The organism is Streptomyces sp. cmx-4-9, assembly GCF_046548835.1.
Classification (GTDB): Bacteria; Actinomycetota; Actinomycetes; order Streptomycetales; family Streptomycetaceae; genus Streptomyces.
The window spans coordinates 541,865-567,090 of record NZ_JAEBEE010000002.1 but is presented as its reverse complement, the minus strand read 5'-3'; the positions used below and the strand labels follow the sequence as shown (position 1 = coordinate 567,090).

Here is a 25,226-nt window from a genome sequence, read left to right as displayed (position 1 = left end):
TGAGGAGTTCCATGCCCCGCGCGCAACGGTCCGCCGTCCTGTCGGCCTGTGTGATGATCTCCGCCCTGGCCGTGGCCGGGGCGTCGGCCGCCCCGCTCTCCCCCGCCGGGCGCCCCGCCGGGCGCCCCGCCGGCGCCGTCGCTTCCGCCCCCTCCCCCGCCGCTCCGGCCCCGCCCCCGGCCGCACCGCACTCCGCCGCACCTCCCCCCGCGCGAGCCGATGAGGCCCTGGTCCTGGGCGCGGAGCACGCCCGGGCGCACGCCAGGCTCCGGCAGGCCGTCAAGGGCACGGGGGGCTACTCGCAGCAGACCCGGACCACGAGCCTGGCCGCCCTGCGGAACTCCCAGCTCGGCACCAACCAGCGGTTCCCGGCGGCCGTGGCCGGGCGCTTCACCGACTTCTTCCCCTCTCCCGACTTCGGGGTCCACACGGCCCTGCTGCCCACCGGCAAGGTGCTGCTGTTCTCCTTCGAGCGCGTGGAGGCCGACCCCACCAAGGAGACCGGCCCCACCAACACCGTCGGCCGGACGAACGCGGGCCGCGCCTACCTCTGGGACCCCGGCCGCGGCACCGGCGCCCGCGCCTTCAAGAAGGTCCCGCCCCCGGTCGTGCTGGTGCCCGACGGCACCCACGCACCGCGTCCGGCGCCGTTCTTCTGCGCCGGGCACTCCTTCCTGCCCAACGGGATGGTGGCGGTCTTCGGCGGCAACGTCGGGGGCAAGGGCGGCAGCGGCGCCCGGCTGTCCTTCGTCTTCGACCCCTGGACCGAGCTCTGGTACCGCAACCGGGACATGTCCGTGGGCCGCTGGTACCCCTCGTCCGTGACCGCGGCGGACGGCCGCCAGATCATCATGTCCGGTCAGTCCGAGCGGGGCACCGGCACGCCCACCCCGGTGGTGGAGCGCTTCCCGGCCCTCGGCCTCCCCGTGCCCTGGCGCCCGTACGACATCCCCGTGGACCTGCCCTCGCAGCCGCTGCGGTCCACGGCCCCCTTCCGCAACGACTACCCGCACCTGTTCACGATGCGCAACGGGCTGGTCTACGGCCTCGGCCGCGACGCCGACCAGCAGTGGGCCTTCGACCCGGTCGCGGACCGCCGCACCGATCTGCCCAGGAGGCCCGCCGACTTCCGCGGCTACGGCTCCGCGGTGCCGCTCCCCGCCGGCCACCGCGGCCCCGACTCCGTCCTGGTGCTCGGCGGCGACCCGCGCGACCCGCACACGTACCGGCTGTCCGGGAAGGGCTGGACCACCGAGGAGCCGAGGGCCTTCGGCCGCACCCAGGACGACACGCTGATCCTGCCCGACGGCACCCTGCTCACCGTCAACGGCGCTCCCGACACCCGGGACTACGGCAACGGGCCGTTCAATCCGAAGGCCGATCCCAAGTACCGGCAGATCGAACTGCGCGACACCCGGGGCCGCTGGCGGCTCGGCCCGGCCCAACGGCTGCCGCGCGGCTACCACTCCAACGCCCTGGTGCTGCCGGACGGCCGGATGATGGTCACCGGCGACGAACTCCAGCAGATCGCCAACGACCCGGACATCGGGGACGGCATGGACGGCAGCATCGAACTCTACGAGCCCGCCTACCTGCACCGGGGCGCGGCGGGCAGCAGGCCCGCGCTCGACAGCGTGCCGGCCGGCGAACTCGGCCACGACACCGTCTTCCGGGTCCGCTCCTCGACGGCGAAGGCCGTGCGGCGCGCGGTGCTGCTGGCGCCCACGACGGTCACCCACTCCGTGAACACCACCCAGCGCCACCTGGAGCTGCGGATCACCGGGGTGGCGGACGGGAGCCTGTCCCTGCGGACCCCGCCAGGGGCCGCCGACGCCCCGCCCGGGTACTACATGCTGTTCCTGCTCGACGGGGACGGGGTGTCCAGCACCGCGAAGTGGGTGAAGCTGGGGGTGCGACCGCCGTCCTGACCGGCGGCCGTGGTGCGCCTCGCCCTCCCGGCCCTCACGACGGCCGCGCGGCGAGGCGCACCACGGCCGCCCGCCCTTCGGTACGCAGGCTCCAGCAGTACGGGCCCGTCGCCAGGGCGGCGTCGTACGGGGCCAGTGCGAGGGCGGGGCCCGGCGCTCCGGCCGGGTCCAGTGCGGCCGGCCCGTCCAGGGCGGCCACCAGCAGGGTCTCGCCCGGGGCCGCGGTCAGGGTGAGCCGGCCCCGGACGACGGCGACCTCGGCCCGGACGCGGTCCCTGCGGTACATCACGTTGACGTTCCGGACGGGCCCGTGGAGGAGCCGGCAGTCGGTCGGCTCGTCCCCGGCGAAGTCCTGCGGCGCGTACCGTTCGGCGATCCTGCGGTGCACGCCGGCGACCGTCAGGTCCATGCCCGCCCCCTCGACCAGGGTCAGCGTGCGGTCGATCCCGGGGAAGCTGGAGAAGGGCCCGTCGGCGGCCACGTCGGCCAGGCTCACCCGCCACGCGAAGGCGTCCGTCCCGGCATCTTCGGGCCATGCCGCGATCTGCCGGGTGAGGCCCCCGCCGTTCCTCCAGGCCTCGGCGGGGCGGTCGGCCGCCCGCAGGACCCGTACCGTGCCGCCGCGGTCCGCCACGGCCGTCAGGCGTCCTTCTCCACCGTGGGACGCAGGCGTTCCAGCAGGGCGAAGAGCGTGGCGCTCTCGGCCCCGTCCAGGGTGTCGAGTGCGCCGTGCGTGGCCTGCATCTCCGCCCGGACCCGGCGGATGACCTCACGGCCGGCGTCGGTGGCCACGACGTTCTTGACGCGGCGATCGGTGCGGTCCGCCTCGCGGCGGACCAGCTCGCGGGCCTCCAGGCGGTCCACGATCCCGGTGACGTTCGAGGCGTCGCACACCAGCAGGGCGGCGAGACCGCGCATCGGCAGCGGGCCGTCGAGCTGGGCGAGGACGCGGGCCTGGGTGGAGGTGAGCCCGTGGTGGGACGCGGCCGCCGCGAAATCGCGCCACTGCGCGGTGCCGATGGCGGCCAGCAGCTCCAGCAGCTCGAGCTTCGTGGGGGTGCGCGGTGCGGTGTCGCTCATGACCGGAGCCTACCCCTGATGATTGACATTATCAATTGTTTACTTGACCACCTTAACTATTGCGGTCTACCGTCGGCTCAGTTACTTGATGACGTCAAACATCTGCGTTCTGAAGCTCTGAAGCCCGAAGAAGGTCCTGCCAGCCATGAGCACCCCCTCCCCCGCCGCCCCGGCCGCCGGGCACCGGAGCGAAACGGTCATCGTCTTCGCCCTGAGCCTTGCCGCCATGGTCGTGTCGATGATGCAGACCCTGCCGGTCCCGATCCTGGGCCTGATCCGCGCCGACCTGGGCACCTCGACGGCGAACGTGAGCTGGGTGACCACCGCCACGCTGCTCTCGGCGGCCGTCTTCACCCCGCTCCTCGGCCGCTTCGGCGACCAGCACGGCAAGAAGCCCACCCTGGTGGCCGTCCTCGGCGTCATGGTCGCCGGTTCCGTGGTGGCCGCCCTGGCCACCTCCCTGCCGCTGCTGATCCTGGGCCGGGTGCTCCAGGGCGCCGCCACCGCGATCTTCCCGCTGGCCCTGTCCGTCCTGCGCGAGGAGGTCCGCCCGCAGAAGCTGCCCGGCGCGATGGCCCTGGTCAGCGGCACCCTCGCCTTCGGCAGCGGGCTCGCGCTCGTGGCGACCGGCCTGCTCACCTCCGGCTCCGACGCCGATTACCGCAACGCCTTCTGGATGGCGGCCGGCTTTGCCGTCCTGGCCCTGCTGGCCGTCGTGTTCCTGGTCCCCGCGACCCGGCACAAGACGGGTGGCCGCACCGACTTCCTCGGCGCGCTGACCCTCGGCATCACCCTGCTGCTGCTCCTGCTGCCGATCTCCCAGGGCCACGAGTGGGGCTGGTCCTCCGGCCGTACCCTGGGCAGCTTCGCCGGCGCCGCCGCCATGACGGCCGTGTGGGTGGTCACCGAGCTCAAGGTCCGCGAACCCCTCGTCGACATGCGGATGTTCGTGCACCGACCGGTGCTGATGGCCAACCTGGCGGGCGTCCTGGTCGGGTTCGGCATGTTCGCCAACTTCCTCGGCGTCTCGTACCTCGTCCAGATGCCCGAGGCCCTGGCCGGCTACGGCTTCGACGCCTCCATCCTGCGCGCCTCCGTCCAGTTCCTGCTGCCCGGCGCGATCGTCTCGCTGCTGGCCTCGCCGATCGGCGGGCAGCTCGTCCGCCACCGGGGCCCGCGCACGGCCCTCGCGCTGGCCGCCGCCCTCGGCGCCGTCGGGTTCGGCTGGCTGACCCTGGACCACTCCCACAGCGCCTCCGTCATCGGCGCCGGGCTCGTCGTCGGCGCGGCCGTCAGCTTCGGCTACGCCGCCATGCCCGCCGTGATCATGTCCAGCGTTCCGCACCACCAGAGCGGCATCGCCAACGGCATCAACTCGATCTCCCGCTCCACGGGCAGTGCCATCGGCAGCGCCGTGGTCACCACGATCCTGGCCTCCAAGACCCTCGGGGGCCTGCCGGCGGGGGTGCCCGCGCTCCCCGCCGAATCCGGCTTCACCCTCACCTTCGGGATCGGCGCCGCCGCCTTCGCCCTGGTCGCGGTGATCAGCTGGATCGGCCTGCGGGGCAACCACGGGACCGTCGCCTCCGGGTCCGCCCGGTCCACGGGGTCCGCGGCCGCCGGCCGGACCGGGGCGGCCGGGCAGCAGGGTGCGTCCGCGGGGGCCGAGGAGGCCCGGAAGGTCGGCGCCGCCGGCTGACCCGCGCCCGCACATCCGCCCGCCCCGCTCCGCCCGCCGCGTGTCGCTCGCGGCGGGCGGAGCGGGGCGTCCCGCATGGTGGTGGCATGAAGGCTTCGGAGATCCTCGCCGACGGGTTCGGCCGCATCCAGGAGATCGTGCACGAGGTGGTCGACGGGCTCTCGGCGCAGCAGCTGAACGCCCGTGTCGACCCGGCGGCGAACTCCGTCACCTGGCTGGTCTGGCACCTGACCCGGGTCCAGGACGACCACGTGGCGGACGCGGCCGGCAGCGAACAGGTCTGGCAGGCAGGGGAGTTCGCGGCGCGTTTCGCCCTGCCGCTGCCCGCCGGAGCGACCGGGTACGGGCAGAGCGCACGCCAGGCGGGCACGGTGGAGGTCGCCTCCGGCGACCTCCTGCTGGAGTACCACGACGCGGTACACGAGCAGACCCTGCGCTACGTCCGCGGGCTTGCCGGGGCCGACCTGGACCGGGTGGTGGACGAGCGGTGGGACCCCCCGGTCACCCTGGGGGCCCGCCTGGTGAGCGTGCTGGCCGACGACCTCCAGCACGCGGGCCAGGCCGCCTACGTACGGGGCCTGCTGGAGCGGGGCTGACGGAATCCCGGCAGCCGGCCACCGGCTACGGGAAACGGCGCATGCGCGGAGCGGGAAATTCCAGGTAACGGCCGGCCCGGTCCGCAGCCGCCCAAAACGCCGGGCAGTCCGGGCGAACCTGTGCAGGGGCGGGGATTTGCCGGCGCTCACCGCTGCGGCTTATTGAATCGTGTACGAGCCGCTCATTCCTCCGGAATATGACGCACTCGGCATTCACCCGATCGGCATCACCGTCGAGCGGCGGCGGCCACGGTGGGCCACGGTCGTCACGGGAGGTGCACGATGGAATCACGCGTCAAAGGCTTCGTTCAGTCCTACAACCGCGACGGGGGGTACGGATTCATCCTCCCCCTCGGCGGGACGACACCCGTCTTCGTCGAGGAGGAGGACATAGAGGGCGATCCCCAGGTGCTCTCCGAGGAACAGCAGGTGACCTTCACGATCGAACTGGGCCTGGGCCGTATGGCGGCCCGTCACGTCAAGCCCTGATCCTTCTCTCCTTGCGCTCCCTGCGCTCCCTGTGCACGAGCGCGGCCGGTACGGCGGCCCCCAGGAGGGACAGCAGGGCGGCCGCGCGCAGCACCGCCTCGATGGCCGGGCCGTCCGAGGCGGCCGCGGCCGCCGAACCGCTGAGCACCTCCAGCACGGCGGCGGCCACCGCGACGGCGACGGCGCCGAGCAGGACCAGCGAGGTCAGCACGAGGCCGGACGCGGCGGCGAGCCGGTTCTCGGGGACGTAGGACTGGGTGGCGACATTCGTCAGGGCCCAGCCCAGGCCCACCCCGATCCCCACGACGGCGAAGACGGCCGTGTACACGATGAGGGACGGCGCCCAGGTCAGGGCGAGGAGGCTGATGCCGCACAGCAGCATGCCGGCCGCCATCAGCGCCTCGGGCCGCCACCGCTGCGCCAGGCGCCCCGACCAGTGGCCGGCGGCCCCGGCGCCGACGGACAGGGCCAGGAACACCAGGCCCGCCTCCAACGGGGACAGCCCGCGCACCTGTTGCAGGTACAGCGCGGACAGCACGGCAACCACGCAGTAGACGATGTTGGACAGCGAACCGGCCAGGGTGACGACGACGAAGGGGCCGTTGCGCAGCAGGCCCAGGTCGAGCAGCGGCTCGGCGGTCCTGCGCTCCACACCGAGGAACACCGCGAGCAGGGCCGCCCCGCCCAGCAGGCAGGCCAGCGTGGCCGGGGAGCCCCACCCCCAGGATCGGCCCTGGTCCACGCCGGTCATCAGCGCGGCGAGCCCCGCCGTCAGCACCAGGACGCCGGGGAGGTCCAGGCCCCGGGCGGCGTGCTCGTCGCGCGTCTCGGGCACGTGGCGCAGCATGAGCAGGGCGGCGGCGCAGACCGGTACGTTGAGCAGGAACACCGCGCGCCAGCCGAGGTGTTCCGCGAGGGCTCCGCCGACGAAGGGCCCCAGGGCGATGCCGATCGCGCTGAAGGCGAGCACGGTGGCCACGGCCCGGCCCTGCCGGGCATCGCGGAAGTACGCGGTGACCACGGCCACCGAGACGGGGAACACCAGGGCGGCGAACGCGCCCTGGACGATCCGCCCTGCGGTCAGCCAGGCCGGGTCCTGTCCGAGGGCGCAGACGACGGAGAGGGCGGCGAAGCCGGTCAACCCGATGACCAGCACCCGGCGGCGCCCGAACAGGTCCGCCGCCCGGCCGCCGGTGATCATGAGGGCGCCGAGGGCCATCATGTAGCCGCTGACCAGCCACTGGAGGTCGGTGGAGGGGGTCGCGAAGTCCCTGGCCATGACGGGCAGCATCAGGTTCAACGCGAACCAGTCCATCTGGACCAGCAGCAGGGCCAGGGCGGCAGCGGCGATCACGGCGCGGTCCCGCCGGGTGAACAACCCCCGGTCCCGCCGGGTGAACAACCCCCGGTCCGGCCGGGCGCTCGCGGACGCCGTCATGCCGCTGCCTGCCTTCCGCCTCTGTGACCATCGTGGCACCGCCCGGCGCGGCCCGCCCCGTGAGGGCGGGCCGCGCCGGTTCGCAGCTCTGTCGGCGGGCCGGGAGCGGTGAGCGGTGCGGTGCAGCTCAGCCGCGGAAACCCGCGGGCCGGACCGGGGAGGCCTCGGCGAGGGCCTTGGCCACCGCGTCCGCGCCCTCCCGGAGTCCGTAGACGGGGGTGTCGGGCTGCTGGCGCCAGGAGTCGTCGATGCCGCCGGCGTCCACGCTGTCGAAGCCCAGTTCGTCGATGAGGGCGCGGACGGTCTTCTTCGCCGCCTCGTCATCGCCCGCCACGGGCAACGCGATGCGGTCGGGGGCGCCCGCCGGCCGGTGCCGGTCGAGGATGTCCTGGGCGTAGGTGCCGTTGAAGGCCTTGACCACCGGGTGGCCGATCTGCCGCTCGGTCCAGCGGCTCTCGGTCAGCCCCTCGTCCTCGATGCCGCCGATCCTGCCGTCGCGCTGCTGCGGGTAGTAGTTGCAGGTGTCGATCACGGCGGCACCCTCGGCGGCTCCGTCGAAGAGTCCCTGCGGCAGGTCCGGCACGTTCTTGAGCGGGACGGTCACGACGACCACCTCGGCTCCGCGCGCCGCCTCGGCGACCGTGACGGGTGTCGCGCCGGTCTCCTCGGCGAGGGCGCGGAGCGTCTGCGGTCCACGGGAGTTGGCCACGGACACCTCGTGCCCGAGGGCGGTGAGCCGCCGCGTGAGATTTCCGCCGATGTTGCCGGCGCCGATGATGCCGATCTTCATGAGCTCTCCAGTGCATACGGGGTCGGGTATCGCTCCGGTACGAACTGCCTTGAGGGGCAATGCATTCCGCGGGCGTTCCGCCCTCCCTCGGACGGCGGATGCGGGCGAACCGCCCTGCGGGGCCTGGATCCGGCCGGACCCACGGGAATCCGGCCATGGCGCTGGCGCAATATGGACCTTAAATCGATCATCGCTCCGTGCTTGGATGACGCCCGCACCGCAATTCGTTCAGCCGTGAACCTTATTGACGGGTAAGGAAATCAGGACAGCCCGCGCCTCGACTTTCACAAGATCCGTTATGTATGGTTCCCAACATCGCCCAACGGGGGGCCCAGTTCGGCCACGGGTGTGGTCTGGACTATTTCAGGAGTTTTTCTGGAGTACGTCTGGATAACACCTCGACCGGTCAGATCCCCCGCCATGCCGCATCGCGCTTCATGTGAACCGACACGGGGGATCCAGTCATGCGGTTCCAGCTTTTGGGGCCCTTGAGCATTGCCCACGGCCCAGAATCCGTCGTTCTGAAACCATCCAAACCGACCAGCCTCCTCGCCGCGCTCCTCCTCCACCCCGGGGGCGTGGTGTCCACCGACTACCTGTTGCGCGCCGTGTGGGACGAGGAACCGCCCGCCACCGCACGCGCCGCACTGCAGACCTGCGTGCTGCGCCTGCGCCGCCTGTTCGCGAAGTACGGCATCTCCGCGACCACCATCGAGGCCGTACCGGGCGGGTACCGCATGCCCAACGACCCGCAGACCCTCGACCTGTCGCTGTTCCGCTCCCTGGTCACCCGGGCCCGGGGGGCTGCCGGCCCGTCCGGCGGAGCGGAGGAGCTCTACCGGCTGCGCGAGGCCCTGTCCCTGTGGCACGGCGCCCCGCTGGCCAACGTGGCCTCCCGGATGCTCCAGCGCGACGCGGTGCCGGTCCTGGAACAGGAGCGCCTGCGCGTCCTGGAGCGGGTCTGCGACCTCGAACTCGCCGCCGGGAACTGCCACCAGGTCCTCGTCGACCTGTACGAGAGCGCCCGCAGGCACCCGGTGCGCGAACGCTTCACCGAGCAGCTCGTCGAGGCCCTCTACCGCACCGGGCGGCAGGCCGAGGCACTGGCCGAGTACCGGACCGTCCGCGAGCGGCTGCGGGACGAGCTCGGGGTCGACCCGGGCGCCGGGCTGCGCCGTCTGGAGCTGGCCATCCTGCGGGCCGAGGACCTCGGGGCGCCGGCCGCCCCGGCACTGCCCGCCGCGCCCGAGCCGCCCGCACTGGCGCCCGGGCAGCCGGCGCGGACCGGCCGGCTGCTGCCGGTACCCGGCTTCGCGGGACGCGAGGCCGACCGTACGGCGCTCGCGGCGCGGCTCACCTCAACCGGCGGGCCCCGGCTGACGGTCGTCTCCGGCGCACCCGGCATCGGCAAGTCCGCGCTGGCCCGCCAGTGCGCGTACGAGGTCCAGGACGCCTTCCCGGGCGGGGTGTTCACCCTCGACCTGGCCGGCGGGGACGGTACGGGCACGGGAGCCGAGGAGGTACGAAGACAGCTGCCGGGACCAGGCGGCGGGCGGCGCCTGGTGATCCTCGACGACGCGGCGGGGGCCGGCCAGGTCCTCGCGCTCCTGCCGGCCACCGGGGACGCGTCCGTACTGGTGACCAGCAGACGCGGACTCGCCGCCGTGGTCGCCACGCACGGCGGCGCGGTGCACCGGCTGGACGTCCTGGCGCCCGCCGAGGCGTACGGGCTGCTCGCCGGGCTCGTCGGCGAGGAGCGGATCGCGGCCGAGGCCCCGGACGCGGCGCGGCTCGCCCGCGTCTGCGGCCACTTCCCGCTGGCGCTGCGGATCGCGGCGGGCCGGCTGCTGACCCGGCCCGGGCTGTCCGTGTCCGACTGCGCGGCCTGGCTCGCCGAGGACCCGCCGGCCCGGCTGGCCCTCGCCGAGGATCCGCGGCTGTCCGTGCCGGAGGTCTTCGGCCAGGCGCTGGAGTCACTGGGTCCGGAGCCGCGTGCCGCGTTCCTGCGGCTCGGCGCTCTCGACCCGCGGGCCCCCTTCGCCGAGGCGGGCGCCGACGGCGTCCTCGAACAGCTCGTGGACGCCGGGCTCCTGGAGGACGGACCGCCCCCGACCCCGTACCGGATGCACGACTTCCTTCGTATCTACGCGCGTTGGTTCACCCGCGGACGCCTTGAGGCCGCGGCGGCCGCACCGCGCTAGACGGCCCAGGTCGTCTCCTTCGGATCGTGTCGGCTCTGCGTTATCCGACAGAGACGTATCCGACAGAGACGGCTCGCCTCCCCGCACACGCCCTTTCCGCTCCCTCCCGCCCAGACCGCACCCAGGGGTGTCCCATGTCCCAAGCCAGCTACACGTCCGTCGCGACGACCCGGCCCCGGATCCGCCGGGACGTGCTCTTCACCGAGACGCCCGACGGCGTGCTCTTCCACAACTCCGACGGCGGATTCCGCCTGACCGCCAAGGCGGCGTACCGTTTCGCCACCCTGATCGTCCCGCACCTGACCGGTGAGCACACGGTGGCCGAGCTCTGCCAGGGGCTGGGCGAGGCGCAGCGGGCCATGGTCGGCGAGCTCGTCAGAACCCTGTACGAGCGGGACTTCGCACGCTCCGCCGACGCCGACGCCGACGCCGGGACCGGGCCGGACAGCGTGCTCCCCTCGGACGTGGCCCGCCGGTTCGCCCCGCAGATCGCCTACGCCGAGCACTACGCGGACCAGGCCGAGGCCCGCTTCCTGCGGTTCCGTTCGAACCGGGTCGCCGTCCTCGGCGACGACGCCGTGGCCCGCTGGTGCGCCACCAGCCTGGTCCGCAACGGCTGCGCCCTCGTCGGCGTCCCGGCGGGGCTCGACCGCGCCACGCTCGACATCGATGTCGCCGAGGCGGTGGCCGACGGCGCGCCGGTGGAGGTGCGCACCCTGTCGGACCGCGCGGAGGGCCTGGGCTGGACGGAACTCGCGGACTACGACACGGTCGTGGTCACCGGCGGGCGTGCCGCTCCCGCCGCCCTGCTGCCCCTGCTGCGCGCCGGGGTGCCCGAGGGACGCACCCTGCTGCCCGCCTGGTCCTACGGGTCCGACGCCGTCATAGGCCCGCTGATGACGCACGGCGACACCGGCTGCTGGGCCTGCGCGGCCCTGCGCCTGGGCACGGCCCGCGGCCCGGCCGACGGCGCGGGCCTGCAGGGCGGCGCGGGCGCGGCCGCCGACCTGTGGAGCGCCCTGGCCCTCCCGGGCGGTCCGGAGGACGCGGGCCCGGTGCCGGGCCGGCCCCTGGCCGCGATGATCGGCAACCTGCTCGGCTACGAGGTGTTCCGGGCCGCCTCGGGCGCCCTGCCCGCCGAGACGGCCGGCCGGCTGATCGTGCAGGACATGGACTCCCTGGACGTCACCGCCGAACCGCTGGCGGCGCACCCCCGCTGCCCGTTCTGCGCGGACCCCGGGACCGAGCCCGCGCCGGTGGACCTGACGGCGGCCGGCACCTCGGGCGCGCCCGCGCTCCCGACGCTGGAGACGGCCCGCGAGGCGGACGCGCTGGTCGAGGAGTTGAACCGGCGCTCCGCGCTGGTCCGGCCGTACGCAGGGGTGTTCACCCGGTTCGCGGACGAATCGCTCACCCAGATCCCCCTCAAGCTGGGGGTGGTGGAGCTGGGCATCGGCCACGCGCGGGTCCGCTCCGTGGCCGCCTTCGACGTACACCACGTCGCGGGGGCCCGGATGCGCGCCCTGGACGCGGCGGCGCTGGTGTACGCCGAGCACGTGGTGCCCGCACCGGCGCGGGCGGCCGGCCCGGGCGCGCCCGTCGCGGCGGCCTCCCTGACCACCGCCTCCGGGCTGCCGGGCGAGGCCGCCGTACACCAGCAGGGCGTCTCCCTCCTGACGAAGGAGCCGGTCCTCGTCCCCGCCGGCGCCGTCCGCCCCTTCGGCCCCCACAACAGCGACGCGCTCTTCGAACCCACCCGGGCCGGCGCGGGAGCCGGGCCCGCCCCGGCGGACGCGGCTGCCGCGGGGCTGCTCTCGGCCCTCGCGCACGACGCGCTGACCAGGACGGTACGGGGTGCGGCGGCGCGCGCCGTGCCCCTGCCGGACCCCGCGGACTCCGCGGCCGATCCCGAGCTGCTGTTCCTGGTGCGCTCGGCAGAGCGCCTCGGCGTGCCCGTCGAGCTGCTGGACCTCGGTGAGGGCGACCGCAGCGGTGTGCAGGTCCTGCTCGCCCGGTCCGGGGAGCGCTGGGCCGTGGGCAGCGAACGGGACCGGCGGTCGGCTGCGGTGGCCGCCCTGCGGGAGCTGCTCGGCGCGGTGCAGTACGCCCGGGACGAGGCGGGGGCCGGACCGGCCGACACCGGGGACCCGCTGCTGCGGGACCTGGACGCCCGTGCGCTGGCGGTGTCCGGCGCCGCCGACCCGCAGCTGGAGCGGCCCGCCGTGGACTGGGCCGAGGTGCAGCGCCGCCTGGTGGCGGCGGGCCGGGACGCGTACGTGGTCCCGACGGGCTCCGGCGACCTGGCCGCGGCGGGCCTGTACACCGTCCGGGTGCTCCTCACGGCCGTCCGGGAGGCGGGCGATGACGCGTAGCGGGCCCGCGGCGGTCCCCGCGGCCCGGGACGGGCGCGTGGCCGCGGACGGCCTCGGGGCCGGGCTCGGGCCCGAGGCGGCGGCGCGGTTCTCCGCCCTGCTGGGGAAGGCGCTGGCCGCCCTCGGCGGCCCGCCGGTCGACCTGGCCGTCCTGGGGCTGGCCGATGCCTTCGCCGCGCCCGGCGCTTCGGGGCGGGCGGGTGCGGCCGCGGCCGGGTCCGCAGGCGCGGTTCCGGTGCACCTGTACGGCTGGCAGGCCGTGGTGGGCCCGGTGGTGTCCGCGGGGCGCCCCGGGTGCGCGCTGTGCCTGGAGCGGCGCTGGCAGGCCGTACGGTCCGTCGCCCTGCGGGACGCCCTGGAGCTCGGCGGACCCACCCGGGCGGCCGGCGGGTGGCCCTATGCGCACGCATTCGCCGCCGACGCGCTGGCTGCACTGGTCACCGCGGTCCACGCGCGGCCCGCGGCGGCCGGCCCCTACCCGGACGTCCGGCTGCTCGACCTGCGCGGCGGCACGGTCCGGCGTTATCCGCTGGTCCCCGACCCGGAGTGCCCGCGGTGCGGATCGCCGTACGCGGACACCGCCGGGCGGCCGGACCTGCGGCCCTCGCCCAAGTACCGGCCGGGTGTCTTCCGCACCCGCCCCATCGAGGCGTACGGCATCGAACTCGCCGCCTACGCCAACCCGCTGGCCGGAGCGCTGGGGCCGTCGGTGGTCCAGGACGTGTCCTCCACCTCCACGTCCGCCACCATCGGCTGCTTCTCCATGCGGGCGGGCGCGTACCTGCGCGAGACCTTCTGGGGCGGCCACACCAACTCCTTCGACCGCAGTGCGCGGGTGGGTGTCCTGGAGGGGCTGGAGCGGTACGCGGGCATGCGGGCCCGGGCCCGCACGACCAGCGTCACCGGCTCGCTGGAGCAGTTCGGCGCGGACGCGGTGGACCCGCGCCAGGCCGGCCTGTACAGCGAGCAGTTCCACCGGGACAACCCGCGGGTGCGGCCCTTCGATCCCGCCCGGGAGATCCCCTGGGTGTGGGGCTGGTCCCTGCGCGACGGCACGCCCCGCCTGGTCCCGGAGATCCTGACCTACTACCACGCGCCCGGCCTGGAGAACCGGTTCGTGCAGGAGAGCTCCAACGGCTGCGCCTCCGGCGGGAGTCTCGCCGAGGCGGCGTACTTCGGGCTGATGGAGGTCGTCGAACGCGATGCCTTCCTGCTGACCTGGTACGGGCAGCAGCCGCTGCCCGAGATCGATCCGGCGACCAGTGGCCGCGCCGCGACCCGCGCCATGGTCGACCGGCTGGCCCTGTACGGCTACCGGGCCCGCTTCTTCGACACCCGGATCACCTTCCCGATCCCGGTGGTCACCGCCGTCGCCGAGCGCTTCGACGGCGGCCCGGGCCGGATGTGCTTCGGGGCGGGCGCCGGCCTCGACCCGGAGTCGGCCCTGGACTCGGCGCTGTGCGAGATCGCCACGGACGCCGTCAACCTGCCGGGCCGCACCGTGCGGGACGAGGAGCGGCTGCGGGCGATGGCCGCCGACTTCGACCTGGTCACCGCCCTGCACGACCACCCCCTGGTGTACGGGATACCGGAGATGGGACGGCACGCCGACTTCCTGCTGCGTCCCGCGGCCGGGTCCACCGGGGCCGGTCCGGTGCCGGTCTCCTCCCTGCGGTGGCCCGACCTCTGGGGCGCCACCGCCTCGGACGACGTGCTCGACGACCTGGAGCGGTGCGTGGCCGCCGTCGGCGCCGAAGGCTTCGACGTGGTGGTCGTCGACCAGACCCTGCCCGAGCAGCGGGCCCTGGGCCTGCACACCGTGAGCGTGCTCGTGCCCGGGCTGCTCCCGATCGACTTCGGGTGGTCGCGCCAGCGCGCCCTGGGCATGCCCCGGCTGCGCACGGCGCTGCGCTCGGCCGGCCTGCGCGCACACGACCTGGAGCCCGGTGACCTGAACCCGGCGCCCCATCCCTTCCCCTGACCGCCCACGACCGACCGTAGGAGGACACCGTGGGCCATGCCCATGACTACGCCGACGCCATCTTGCACCGAGGCCGGACACCGATGGAGCCGGTCGACTTCGTGCCCGACTGGGCGGACCGCCCGCGCAAGGCGAAGTTCTACCCCGGCGCGCAGGTCCTGCCGCTGCCCGACCCGGCCGGAGCGGGCGCGGCCGGGCCGGGGTTCACGCTGCCGCTGCTCTCCGGGATGCTGCAGGACTCGTACGGGCTGACCGGCCGCCGGCTGGGCGTGCAGGCCAACACCGACCTGGCCGCGCTCCCCCACTACACCCAGGCCAACTGGTCGCGGGGCACCGCCTCCGGCGGCGGGCTGTACCCGGTCAGCGTGTACTGGGCGGCGGGCGCGGGCGGTCCGCTCACCCCGGGGCTCTACCACTACGCGCCGCACCGGCACGCGGTGGGGCGGCTGCTGACGGGGGACGTCACCGGCGAGGTCCACCGGGCCCTGGGAACGGCGGGCCCGGGCCACGGGCACTACCTCGTGCTGGGGGTGAAGTACTGGCAGAACGCCTTCAAGTACAACAGCTTCTCCTTCCACGCCGTGAGCATGGACGTCGGGGCGCTGCTGCAGACCTGGCGGCTGTGGGCCGCACCCCGGGGGCTGCGGATCGCCCCCCTGCTGTGGTTCGACGAAGAGCGGCTGGCCCGGTTGCTGGGGGTCGGGGCCCGCGAGGAGGGGATCTTCGCGGTGGTCCCGCTGGAGTGGGCGGGCGAGCCGGAGGCGGGCGAGCCGGAGGCGGGCGGGCCGGACCCCGCGCACCGGCCCGGTGCGGGCGGAGCCGGCGGCGGGCCCGGGGAGGCGCCGGCCGCGGACCGCTCCCCCGCCGTGACCCACCAGGACGTCGAACGCTCCCGCACGGTCCTGGAGTTCGAGACCCTGCACCGCATCCACGAGGCCACTCTGGGCCGCGCCGGTGACCGCCCGGCACCGGGTGCGCTGGACGCCGCCGCGGCCCTGCCTCCCCGCGGCGGCGACCCGGTGCCGCTGCCACCGCCCGCAGCGGCCCCGCTCGGCGTGGACGGGGCGCTGCGCGCCCGGCGCAGCAGCTTCGGCCGGTTCGACGGGGGCCGTGAGGTGACGGCGGGGCAGCTGGCCGCCGCGCTCGCCGACTGCGCCGCCACCTCGGTCGGCAGCGAGGCCGAGGGACCGGACGGGCCCCGGCTCCCGGCGCTGTACGCCTTCGTCAACCACGTCGAGGGCGTCGCCCCCGGCGCCTACGCCTACGATCCGGCGGCCCACGCCCTGCGCCCGGTGGTCCCCGGGCCTCCGGGGCCCTTCCTGCAGCGCACCTACTTCCTCTCCAACTACAACCTGGAGCAGGCCGGCGCGGTCCTCGTGCCGACCGTACGGACCACCGCGGTGCTCGACGCGGTGGGCGACCGCGGCTACCGCCTGGTCAACGCGACGATCGGCGCGCTGGCGCAGACCTTCTACACGACCGCCGCGGCGCACGGACTGGGCGCGGGCGTCGCCCTCGGCTTCGACAACATCTCCTACATCGAGGAGCTGGGCCTCGCCGGCACCGGCGAGGCGCCGCTGCTGATCATGCTGCTGGGCCACGAACGGCCGGGACCGGCCGACTTCCGCCACGAGATCGCCTGACCGGGCCGACGAGAGGACCAGGACGATCCCGATGAACACCACCACCGAATGGCACGCGGGCGACCGCTTCATGCTGCGCGTGGCCGGCCTGCCGCTGTCCGCGGTCGAGGGGCTGCGCTGTCCCGGCGCCCGCGGCTGGGCCGATGCCGTGCTCGCCGAGGAGGAGGCGCTGCGCACGGACGGGGAGCGGCTCAGCGAGCTGCTCCACCAGGCCGTCGCGGCCACCGACCCCGCGGCGCAGGGCCGGGGCGCCGTCCTGCGCCGGGAACTGCTGCGCCTGCGCCGCCAGATCCACAACAACCGGCTGTTCGCCTCCGGCGATGCGGCCCTGCGGGCCCTGGGCGCCGTTCCCGGCGCGGCCGCCCTGCTCACGGCCTGGCTGGAGCGGCGCCGCGGGCTGGAGCAGCTGCTCGCCGAGGGGGACCCGCTCCTCGCCGCCGACCTCGGCCGGGGTCGGGCGGCCCTGCGCGGGCTGCTCGGGGACGACCGGCTGCGCCACGGGCTGCTCCTGGCGTCGCCCGTGCTGGAGGGGCAGCTCGACGCCTACGCCAAGGCCGTGGCGGACACCGGCGCACCCACGGGCCGGGCCCGCAAGGCGGAGCGCTCGGTGCTGTCGTACGTGTACCGCACGGCCTGCAAGACCAGCCCGTTCTCCACCTTCACCGGGGTGGCCACGGGCACCTTCGCCGCCGGCTCCCGTGCCGAGGACTCCTCCGCCGCCGACTCCCGCGCCGCGGCCGGCGAGGACGTGATCCGGGTCGAGGACACCTGGACCAGCCATGTGCGGCTCAACGTCGTGGTGCTGGCCCGGCTGGCCGAGCTGGTCCTCGCCGACCCGGTCCGGCGGCGGGACCTGCCGCTGCGGGCCGCCTCCGGCTGGGGCCGCGAGGAGGACCGGATCCGCTACGTGCGGCGCTCGGTCACCGCCGGCGACGACGCGGCGGCCGTCACCTTCGACGCGGTCAAGGACCGGCTGTTCTTCCTGCGGCGCAGCGGCACCCTGGACCGCCTCCTCGCCCTGTTCGGGGAACGGCCCGAGCTGCGCCACCAGGAGCTGGCCGACTGGCTGGCGGCCGAGCACGGCGCCCCGGCCGCCGAGTGCGAGGCGTATGTGGGCGCCCTCCTCCAGCTGGGCATGGTGCGGGCGCCGTGTCTGGACACCGAGGTCCACGACGGCGACCCGCTGCGCGCCTTCCAGCGGTCGCTGACCGCGCTGGACCGGCCCTGGGCGCACACCCTCGCCGCGCTCCTGGAGGGGCCCGCCGAGGCCCTGGAGCGCTATCCGGCGGCGGAGCAGGGCGAGCGGGCGGAGCTGCTGCGGACCCTGCGGGCGGGGTTGCGCCGGGCCCAGGAAGAACTCGGCGAGCACGACGCGGCCCTGCCGCAGACCCTGCTGTACGAGGACGTCAGCGCGGGCCGGGACCTCGCCGCCGCGGCGCCCCCCTGGGCGGCGGCGGGCGGCGGTGCGCTGCGCGAGGTGGAGCGGATCCTGCCGGCCTTCGACCTCACCCTGGCCCAGCGGATCACCTTCGAGGGGTTCTTCACCGCCCGCTACGGCGCGGGCGGCCGCTGCGAGGACCTGCTGGGCCTGGTGCACGACTTCCACGAGGACTTCTTCGACCAGTACCTCTCGTTCACGGCCCGGCGCACGCCCTTCGACGCCCGCGGGGAGTACGTGCCCGAGGAGAACTGGCTCGGCCTGGCGGGCATCCGCGCCCTGGACGCGGCGCGGCGCGCCTTCACCGGCCGGATGCGGGCGCACTGGGCGGCGTACGAGGACGGTGGTGGCGGCAGCGAACTGCGGCTCACCGGGGCGGACATCGACGCGGTGGCCGCCGAACTCGATGCGGTGGCACCGGGGTTCGTTCCGCGCTGCCACCACCTCCAGCTGGCCCGCGACCCGGCCGGCGGTGCCCCGCTGACCGTGCTGAACCGCTCCTACGGCGGCCTCTCCTTCCCCTTCAGCCGGTTCACCCACGTCTACGAGGACCCGGACGGGCCGGGCGGCCTCGCCGGGGAGCTGCGCACAGCCGCGGCCCGGGTGACGCCCGAGGGGGCGGTGTTCGCGGAGGTCACCGGCGGCCCGGTGACGACCAACTTGAACCTGCACGCACCGCTGACCGACTACGAGATCGTCTGCCCGGGCGAGACCGGCACCCTCCCCGAGGACCGCAGGATAGGGCTGGACGACCTGTACGCCCGGCACGTGCCCGAGACCGGGCGGGTGGTGCTGCGCTCGCGCCGCCTGGGCCTGGAGGTCGTACCGGTCTACCTCGGGTACCTGGTGCCCCTGGCGCTGCCGGCGATCCCGCGGACGCTGCTGCTGCTCTCCCCGTCCTCGATGTCGCCGCTGGACGTGTGGGCGGGCGTCCCGGAGGGCCTCGCGCACGCCGGGGTGACCTCCCGGCCGCGGGTGGTGCACGGCGACGTGGTGCTCAGCCGGCGCAGCTGGACCACCACCGCGGCCGCCCTCCCGGCGGCGGGCGCCCGGGAGGCCGGGCACTTCCTGGAGTGGCAGCGGTGGCGGCGTGCGCACGCGCTGCCCGCGCAGGTCTTCGCGACGGTGTCCGCCGGACCGTCGGCGCTCGGTGCGAAGCCGCAGTACGTGGACTTCGACAGCCTGTTGTCGCTGGCCTCCTTCGAGTCGCTGCTGCGCGAGCCGGGCCACCGCGTCGTGTTCCGCGAGATGCTGCCCGGCCCGGACGCCCTGCACGCGGTCTCCGCACGCGGCGCGCACGTCGCGGAACTCGCCGTCGAGACCTTCACCACCCGCACCCCCACCCCGCGACGCCCGGAAGGCGGACCCCGATGCCAGAACTGACCGACCCCGGCACGGACCGGCGCGGCGCATGGCAGGCCATGCACATCTTCTACGCCGCCAACCCGCAGCCCCTGCTGGTGCACTGCGTCCGTCCGCTGATCGCCTCGCTGACCGCAGACGGGCTCCTCGCCGGACACTTCTTCATCAACTACTGGCTGGAGGGGCCGCACGTGCGGCTGCGGCTGCGGCCCGTGGACGAGGCGGCGGCCCCCGAGGTGCGCCGCCGCGCGCAGGAGGCCGTCTCGGCCTTCCTGAAGGCGCGGCCCGCCCTGTACGAGGTGGACTCCGGTTTCCTCAACGAGTTCTACAACACCCTCTTCGACATCGAGTTCCCCGAGGGCGACCGGGCCGCCTTCATGGGCGCCGACGGGCGGATGAACCTGCGGCCCAACAACTCGTACGCGTACGAGCCCTACGAACCGGAATGGGGCAAGTACGGCGGCCCGGCCGGGGTGGAGCTCGCCGAATGGCACTTCGCCCGCTCCAGCGACCTCGTGATGGACGCCCTGGGCCGGATGAACCTGCATCTGCGGACCGTACTGCTGGGCACCTCGGCGCAGTTGATGATGGTGATGGCCGGGGTGTTCCTGCCCGACCGGGAGGAGCTCGGCGGGTACCTCGACCGGTATTACGAGTTCTGGCACACGGCCTTTCCCGGGACCGGGTTCATCGGCTCCGCGGAGTACGACCGCACCTTCGAGCAGACCGGCCCCGGGCTCGGCCGCCGGTTCGCGGCGGTCCGCGAGGCGCTGGCCTCCGGGGAGACCGGGAGGCTGCCGGCCTTCCTCGCCGGGTGGGCGGAGCACTGCCGGGAGCTGCGGGGGCGGGCGCAGGAGCTGGCGCTGGCCGGGGACCTCGTCTTCCGCTCCTGGGACGGCACACGGGACGAGCAGGTCACCGATCCGGCCGTGGCGCTGCCCCTGCTGCTCTCCCCGTACATGCACATGACCAACAACCGGCTCCACGTGACGATCAGGGACGAGGCCTACCTGGCGCACCTGCTGGGGCGGGTGCTGCGCGAGGACGCAGGGGCCGGGGCGGTGCGCCCGTGAGCGGCCCCGCCGGACTGCTGGAGGCCCGCCCCGCGCTGCGGGAGGGCATCCTGCTGTCCCCGCCGCTGCTCAACGGGCCCGCCGTGGTGCACCTGGTGAAGGACCCGGTGTCGGGTGCCTCCTTCGAGATCGGCCCGAAGGAGTTCTTCCTCGTCTCCCGGCTCGACGGCTCCCGCAGCCTGGGGCAGATCGGCGCCGCCTACGGGGAGGCCTTCGGCCGCAGGCTCGGGGAGGCCAACTGGCAGCAGCTGCTGGCCCTCCTCGGCAGCCGGCGGCTGCTCGCGGGCGGGCCGGCGCCCGAGGCGCCGGCCCGCCCGCAGGAGCCGCGCAGCGGGACCCTGCTGCGCGGCACGCTGCGCCTGGTGGCCGACGCCGACGCCGCGACGGCCCGGCTGCACCGTGTGCTGCGGCCCGCCCTGCACCCGGTGGTGCTGGGCGGGCTGCTCCTGGTGTGCCTGGTGATGGAGGGGGTGCTGGCCGCCGCCGCCGGCCGCCTCGTCCGCGACCTGGGGTGGCTGCTCGCGCACCCGGTCCCCCTGCTGGCGGTGGCCTCGCTGCTGTGGCTGAGCACGGCCCTGCACGAGTTCGCCCACGGCGTCGCCGCCCGCCACGTCGGGGGGACGGTCGGCGAGATCGGGCTGCGCTGGCGGCTGCCGGTGGCCATCATGTACTGCACCGTGGACAACTACCGCTACCTGGGCGGGCGTCGCCGGCAACTGGCCGTGGCCGCGGCCGGTGCTTTCGCCAACCTCCTCTTCCTGCTGCCCTTCGCCCTCTGGTGGGCGTTCCTGCCCGAGGGCGACCCGACGGGCCGGGTGCTGGGCGCGCTGCTGCTGCTCGGCAGTGCGCAGGCGCTGGTGAACCTGCTGCCGCTGCCGCCCCTGGACGGGTACACGATGCTCGGGCACGGGCTGCGGGTGACCCGCCTGGCTCCCGCGAGTTCGGCGTACCTGCGGCTGCGGATGCGTGACCGGGCGGCCGCCGCGGCCTATCCGGCGCGGGCCCGCCGGCTGTACCTGGCGTACGGCGCGGGCTCCGCCCTGCTCGTCCTGCTGCTCGCCGCCGCATTGGCCGGCGCGGTCGGGTACGCGGTCGCGGCCGTTTCCTGACCCGCCCCTGCCCCCCGCCCCCGAACCCCGCCCCGCCACCGAGAACGAGGGAACCGCACTCCCCATGACCACTGACCGCACCATCCAGCACCCGCCGCCCGGCGCGGACCCCGAGGCCGCCGTCACCGTGTCGCAGATCCGCAAGCGCTACGGCGACCGCACCGCAGTGGACGGCGTCACCCTCGACGTGCACCGCGGGGAGTTCTTCGGTCTCCTCGGCCCCAACGGGGCGGGCAAGACCACCCTCATCGAAATCATGGAAGGCCTGCGGCAAGCCGACTCGGGCAGTGTCCGGGTCCTCGGCCAGAGCCCCTGGCCGCGCAACACCGCACTGCTCCCGCGGATCGGCGTACAGACACAGGCCTCGGCCTTCTTCGTCCGGCAGAGCGCGCGCGAGCACCTGCTGACCGTCGCCGGGCTGTACCGCGCGCAGCAGGGCGCGGCGGACCGCACGCTGGAGACCGTGGGCCTGACGGAGCAGCGCGACGTCCTCGTCGAGAACCTGTCGGGCGGGCAGCGCCAGCGCCTGGCCATCGCCTCGGCGCTGGTGCACAGCCCCGAGCTGATCTTCCTGGACGAGCCGACCGCGGCCCTCGACCCGCAGGCCCGCCGCGACCTGTGGCAGGTGCTGCGCACCCTCAAGAGCGAGGGGCGCACCATCGTCTACACCACCCACCACCTCGACGAGGCCGAGGCCCTGTGCGACCGCGTGGCCATCCTCGTCGGCGGTACCGTCGCCGCGCTCGACTCCCCGCACCGGCTCGTGACCGCCGCGGGCGCACCGGCCAGGCTGCTGCTGCCCGCCGGCCGGATCCCGCTCGACGACGCGGCCGCCCTGCCGCACGTGGACCGGGCCACCCTCCAGGGCGGCTCGCTGGTGCTGGAGACCGCTTCCCCGGGCAAGGTCCTGCAGGCCGTCGACGCCCTCACCGGACTCGACGGGGTGATGACCCGCACGGCCACCCTGGAGGACGTCTACCTCGAACTCACCGGTGCGGCTTCCGGGCGCACCGCCCAGCACCCCACGGAGCACCAGGCATGAGCGCGTACACGGCCCTGACCGCCGCCGGCTACCGGGCGCAGGTCCGGGACAAGGCCACCTTGTTCTTCACCTTCGCCTTCCCGCTGCTCTTCCTCGTCGTCTTCGGGCTGATCTTCAGCGGGCAGGACGTGGAGGAGAGCGGCCGCCCCTACATCTCGTACATCGCACCCGGCGTGATGTCGTGGGGCGTGGCCAACGCCGCCGTCTTCGGCATCGCGTTCACGCTGATGCAGTGGCGGCGCGACGACCTGCTGCGGCTCATCCGGCTGACACCGACGCCGCTGACGACCGTGCTGGCCTCGCGGTACGTGCTGGCCGTGGCGGTCGGCGTGGTGCAGGCCGCGGTGTTCGTGGCGGTGGCGATGCTGCCCGGCTTCGGCCTGGAACTGGACGGGCGCTGGCCGCTGGTGCTGCCCGCGCTGGTCCTCGGCATCACCGCGTTCCTGGCGATCGGCGTCATCGTCGGGACGTACGCGGACACGCCGGAGGCCGTCGCCGCGATCGCCAACTGCATGATGGTGCCGATGGCGTTCCTCTCCGGCTCCTTCCTGCCGCTGGACATGATGCCCGCGTGGCTCCGGTCGCTCTCCCGGATCCTGCCGCTGCGCTACCTCAACGACGCCGCGACCGGCGCACTGACCGGATCGGGCTCCCTGTCCGCCATCGGCACCGGATGCGCGGTGCTCCTCGGTTTCGCCCTGCTGTTCGGCGCAATCGGGCTGAAGACCTTCCGCTGGAGCAACCGGACATGACCTCGACCCCCGTGCGCACGCGCCCCGTCCAGGCCCCGGACGGCGCCCCGATGGAAGCGGCCCGGCGCGCACTCGAAGCGGCGCTGGAGGAGTGCGGCGCGACCGTGGTCACCGTCGGCGTCCACGACGCCCTCGGGCCGCGCGCCGCCGACCCCTTCGCGAGGGTGCGGGCCGCCGCGACCGTCCACCTCGGCGCCCGCGCCGTCCTGGTCGGCCCCTGGGGCGGCGACGGCTCCGCCCCCGCTTGCGGCCAGTGCCTGGCGATGCGCCGCCAGCGGTTGCGCAGCCGCAGCGAACGGGACGCGCTGGAGACCGGCAGCGGTCCCCTCACCGCGGTGGCCGGGGACTGGCCGCGGCTGACCCCGTACCTTCTGGACGCCGTGCGCGCGCTGCACGGGGCGGTGTCCGGCGGCCACGCGGCCGGCCCCGGCGCCACCGCGGCGGACCGGGCCCTGCCGCAGGTCTCCCGGCTGGACCTGGAGACCCTGCAGGTGCGGACCTATCCGCTGGCCGCCGATCCGCTGTGCCCGGACTGCGGGCCGCGCGGGACCGACGCCCCGGTCCCGTTCGTCCCGGCCGCCCGGCCGACTCCCCGGCCGGGTGCGCAGCGGCTGCGCCCGGCCGCCTCGTACCCCATGCCGCACGCGGCGCTGGCGAACCCGGAGACCGGGGTGCTGGGCGGCGGCACCTGGATCAACGTCACCTCCCCGACGACCGCGCCGGTCGCGGGCAGCGTGTTCATGCGCGGTTACGCGGGGCTGACCGACGTGACCTGGAGCGGGCAGGCCAACAGCTTCGCGGCCAGCCGCGACCTGGCCTACCTGGAGGGCCTGGAGCGGTACGCCGGAACCCACCGGCGCACCGGGAGCTCCCTGCTCACGGCTCCGTACGCGGAACTCGGCGAGCGGGCGCTGGATCCGGCGCTGTGCGGGTCCTACCCGCCGCGGACCTACCGCGACGACCCGATGGTCTCCCCCTTCGACCCGCACCGGCCGATCCCCTGGGTGTACGGGCACTCCCTGCGCGACGACCGGCCGGTGCTGGTGCCGGCGCGGCTGGTGCACTACAGCGCGGGGCTGGCCTCCGACAACTTCGTCTTCGAGTGCTCCAACGGCTGTGCGATCGGCAGCTGCATGGAAGAGGCCCTGCTGGGCGCCCTGCTGGAGCTGATCGAGCGGGACGCGTTCCTGATCGCCTGGTACGCGGGACTGACGCTGACGGAGCTGGAACTGGCATCCGTACCGGGGCCGGCGGTGCGGACCATGGCGGACCGGGCCGCCCTCCAGGGGTACGACGTGCACCTCTTCGACAACAGGATCGACCTCTCGGTGCCGGTGGTCACGGCGCTCGCGGTACGCCGTGACGGCGGGCCGGGGCTGTTCTCCTTCGGTGCGGGCGCGGCGCTCGATCCGGCTGCGGCGGCCGAGGCGGCCCTGTCGGAGGTGCTCACCTACATCCCGCACCTGCCCCGCCAGGTGGCCGGCCGACGCGCCGAACTGGAGGCGATGGCAGGGGACTTCACCCAGGTCCGGCACCTGAAGGACCACGCCCAGCTGTACGGTCTGCCGGTGATGGCCCCGTACGTACGGCCCTACCTGGAGCCGGTGGCGGTCAAGCCGATGGCGGAGGTCCACCGTGCCTGGAACGCGGAGGGCCGGCCGCGCACCGGGGACCTGCGGGACGACCTCCTGTACTGCGTCGAGGAGTTGACGCACGGCGGGCACGACGTGATCGTCGTCGACCAGACCACGCCGGAGCAGCGCCGGATCGGGCTGCGCACGGTCTGCGCGATCGTGCCGGGGCTGCTGCCGATCGACTTCGGCTGGTCGCGGCAGCGGGCTCCGTTCATGCCGCGGCTGCGTACCGCGCCCCGCCGGGCGGGGCTGCGGGCGACGGACCTGGCCGACGCGGAGGTCCGCATGGTCCCGCACCCCTTCCCCTGAGCGCTCCGCGGCCGCACGACCGGTGCCCCGGCTCCCGCTCGCGCGGGGGCCGGGGCACCGGTGTGCGTACGCCGAGGGGTCAGGCGCTGCAGGAGGTCGTGCTGGTCGTCGAGGAACAGGTCGAGGTCGAGCTGCAGCTCGTCGAACCGGCGAGCACGACCTCGCTGGCGTCCGAGTAGTCGGAGATCTCGAAGGTCTCGGACTCGAGTTCGAGGATCTCGTCGGCAAGCGAGGCGAGCGGCGACTTCTCCATGGTGACTCCTTCAGCTGGTGCGGTCGGTGGGTACTGC

Annotated in this window: 19 protein-coding genes; 14 read left to right on the top strand and 5 right to left on the bottom strand. The window is 74.7% G+C overall.

Features of this window, described 5'->3' with window-relative positions; translation table 11 throughout:
• The first annotated feature begins 11 nt into the window (after nt 1–11).
• The gene (locus ACLJTM_RS08610; RefSeq protein ID WP_411102833.1) at nt 12–1,928 is read left to right on the top strand and encodes a galactose oxidase-like domain-containing protein; all 1,917 of its coding nucleotides are present in this window, start codon (nt 12–14) and stop codon (nt 1,926–1,928) included.
• Nucleotides 1,929–1,962: 34 nt separating this feature from the next.
• Here the strand turns inward: ACLJTM_RS08610 and ACLJTM_RS08605 are convergent, their stop codons facing one another.
• Nucleotides 1,963–2,562 carry a HutD family protein gene (locus ACLJTM_RS08605; protein ID WP_411102832.1) on the bottom strand — a complete coding sequence of 200 codons (600 nt, stop codon included), beginning with the start codon at nt 2,560–2,562 and terminating at the stop codon, nt 1,963–1,965.
• A 5-nt stretch (nt 2,563–2,567) separates the two neighbouring features.
• Complete coding sequence (locus ACLJTM_RS08600) at nt 2,568–3,008, bottom strand: MarR family winged helix-turn-helix transcriptional regulator (protein ID WP_411102831.1); 441 nt, start codon at nt 3,006–3,008, stop codon at nt 2,568–2,570.
• A 145-nt stretch (nt 3,009–3,153) separates the two neighbouring features.
• Between ACLJTM_RS08600 and ACLJTM_RS08595 the strand changes: the two genes are divergently transcribed.
• The 3 genes from ACLJTM_RS08595 to ACLJTM_RS08585 all read left to right on the top strand — a co-directional run bounded on the left by ACLJTM_RS08595 (nt 3,154) and on the right by ACLJTM_RS08585 (nt 5,792).
• On the top strand, nt 3,154–4,707 hold the full coding sequence (locus ACLJTM_RS08595; RefSeq protein ID WP_411102830.1) for an MFS transporter: 1,554 nt from the start codon (nt 3,154–3,156) through the stop codon (nt 4,705–4,707).
• Between the two features lie 86 nt (nt 4,708–4,793).
• Complete coding sequence (locus ACLJTM_RS08590) at nt 4,794–5,303, top strand: mycothiol transferase (RefSeq protein ID WP_411102829.1); 510 nt, start codon at nt 4,794–4,796, stop codon at nt 5,301–5,303.
• 282 nt (nt 5,304–5,585) lie between these two features.
• Complete coding sequence (locus ACLJTM_RS08585) at nt 5,586–5,792, top strand: cold shock domain-containing protein (protein ID WP_411102828.1); 207 nt, start codon at nt 5,586–5,588, stop codon at nt 5,790–5,792.
• Here ACLJTM_RS08585 and ACLJTM_RS08580 read toward each other — a convergent pair.
• Nucleotides 5,782–7,230, bottom strand: a complete 1,449-nt coding sequence (locus ACLJTM_RS08580) for an MFS transporter (RefSeq protein ID WP_411102827.1) — start codon at nt 7,228–7,230, stop codon at nt 5,782–5,784. The two genes, ACLJTM_RS08585 and ACLJTM_RS08580, sit on opposite strands and share 11 nt — an antisense overlap.
• A 127-nt stretch (nt 7,231–7,357) precedes the next feature.
• Nucleotides 7,358–8,020 carry an NADPH-dependent F420 reductase gene (locus ACLJTM_RS08575; protein ID WP_411102826.1) on the bottom strand — a complete coding sequence of 221 codons (663 nt, stop codon included), beginning with the start codon at nt 8,018–8,020 and terminating at the stop codon, nt 7,358–7,360.
• Nucleotides 8,021–8,598: 578 nt separating this feature from the next.
• On the opposite strand from ACLJTM_RS08575, the gene ACLJTM_RS08570 reads away from it, so the two are divergent.
• From ACLJTM_RS08570 to ACLJTM_RS08525, 10 genes are all read left to right on the top strand, one after another.
• On the top strand, nt 8,599–10,221 hold the full coding sequence (locus ACLJTM_RS08570; protein WP_411102825.1) for a BTAD domain-containing putative transcriptional regulator: 1,623 nt from the start codon (nt 8,599–8,601) through the stop codon (nt 10,219–10,221).
• A 134-nt stretch (nt 10,222–10,355) separates the two neighbouring features.
• Nucleotides 10,356–12,593 (top strand): TOMM precursor leader peptide-binding protein, encoded by a 2,238-nt coding sequence (locus ACLJTM_RS08565; protein WP_411102824.1) that lies wholly within the window; start codon nt 10,356–10,358, stop codon nt 12,591–12,593.
• A complete protein-coding gene (locus ACLJTM_RS08560) occupies nt 12,583–14,574 on the top strand; it encodes a TOMM precursor leader peptide-binding protein (protein WP_411102823.1) in 1,992 nt (663 codons plus the stop codon). The genes ACLJTM_RS08565 and ACLJTM_RS08560 overlap by 11 nt, the downstream gene beginning before the upstream one ends.
• Before the next feature lie 29 nt (nt 14,575–14,603).
• Entirely contained in the window at nt 14,604–16,217 is a 1,614-nt protein-coding gene (locus ACLJTM_RS08555; protein WP_411102822.1) for a nitroreductase family protein, read from the top strand.
• A 31-nt stretch (nt 16,218–16,248) separates the two neighbouring features.
• Nucleotides 16,249–19,038 (top strand): lantibiotic dehydratase, encoded by a 2,790-nt coding sequence (locus ACLJTM_RS08550; RefSeq protein WP_411102821.1) that lies wholly within the window; start codon nt 16,249–16,251, stop codon nt 19,036–19,038.
• On the top strand, nt 19,026–20,090 hold the full coding sequence (locus ACLJTM_RS08545; protein ID WP_411102820.1) for a lantibiotic dehydratase C-terminal domain-containing protein: 1,065 nt from the start codon (nt 19,026–19,028) through the stop codon (nt 20,088–20,090). Before ACLJTM_RS08550 ends, ACLJTM_RS08545 begins: the two co-directional genes overlap by 13 nt.
• The gene (locus tag ACLJTM_RS08540) at nt 20,087–21,199 is read left to right on the top strand and encodes a peptidase M50 (protein WP_411102819.1); all 1,113 of its coding nucleotides are present in this window, start codon (nt 20,087–20,089) and stop codon (nt 21,197–21,199) included. The genes ACLJTM_RS08545 and ACLJTM_RS08540 overlap by 4 nt, the downstream gene beginning before the upstream one ends.
• A gap of 64 nt (nt 21,200–21,263) precedes the next feature.
• On the top strand, nt 21,264–22,241 hold the full coding sequence (locus ACLJTM_RS08535; protein WP_411102818.1) for an ABC transporter ATP-binding protein: 978 nt from the start codon (nt 21,264–21,266) through the stop codon (nt 22,239–22,241).
• Entirely contained in the window at nt 22,238–22,993 is a 756-nt protein-coding gene (locus tag ACLJTM_RS08530; RefSeq protein ID WP_411102817.1) for an ABC transporter permease, read from the top strand. The genes ACLJTM_RS08535 and ACLJTM_RS08530 overlap by 4 nt, the downstream gene beginning before the upstream one ends.
• Entirely contained in the window at nt 22,990–24,936 is a 1,947-nt protein-coding gene (locus tag ACLJTM_RS08525) for a TOMM precursor leader peptide-binding protein (RefSeq protein ID WP_411102816.1), read from the top strand. Before ACLJTM_RS08530 ends, ACLJTM_RS08525 begins: the two co-directional genes overlap by 4 nt.
• A 79-nt stretch (nt 24,937–25,015) precedes the next feature.
• Here the strand turns inward: ACLJTM_RS08525 and ACLJTM_RS08520 are convergent, their stop codons facing one another.
• Entirely contained in the window at nt 25,016–25,189 is a 174-nt protein-coding gene (locus ACLJTM_RS08520) for a thiazolylpeptide-type bacteriocin (protein WP_007268044.1), read from the bottom strand.
• Nucleotides 25,190–25,226: the final 37 nt, after the last annotated feature.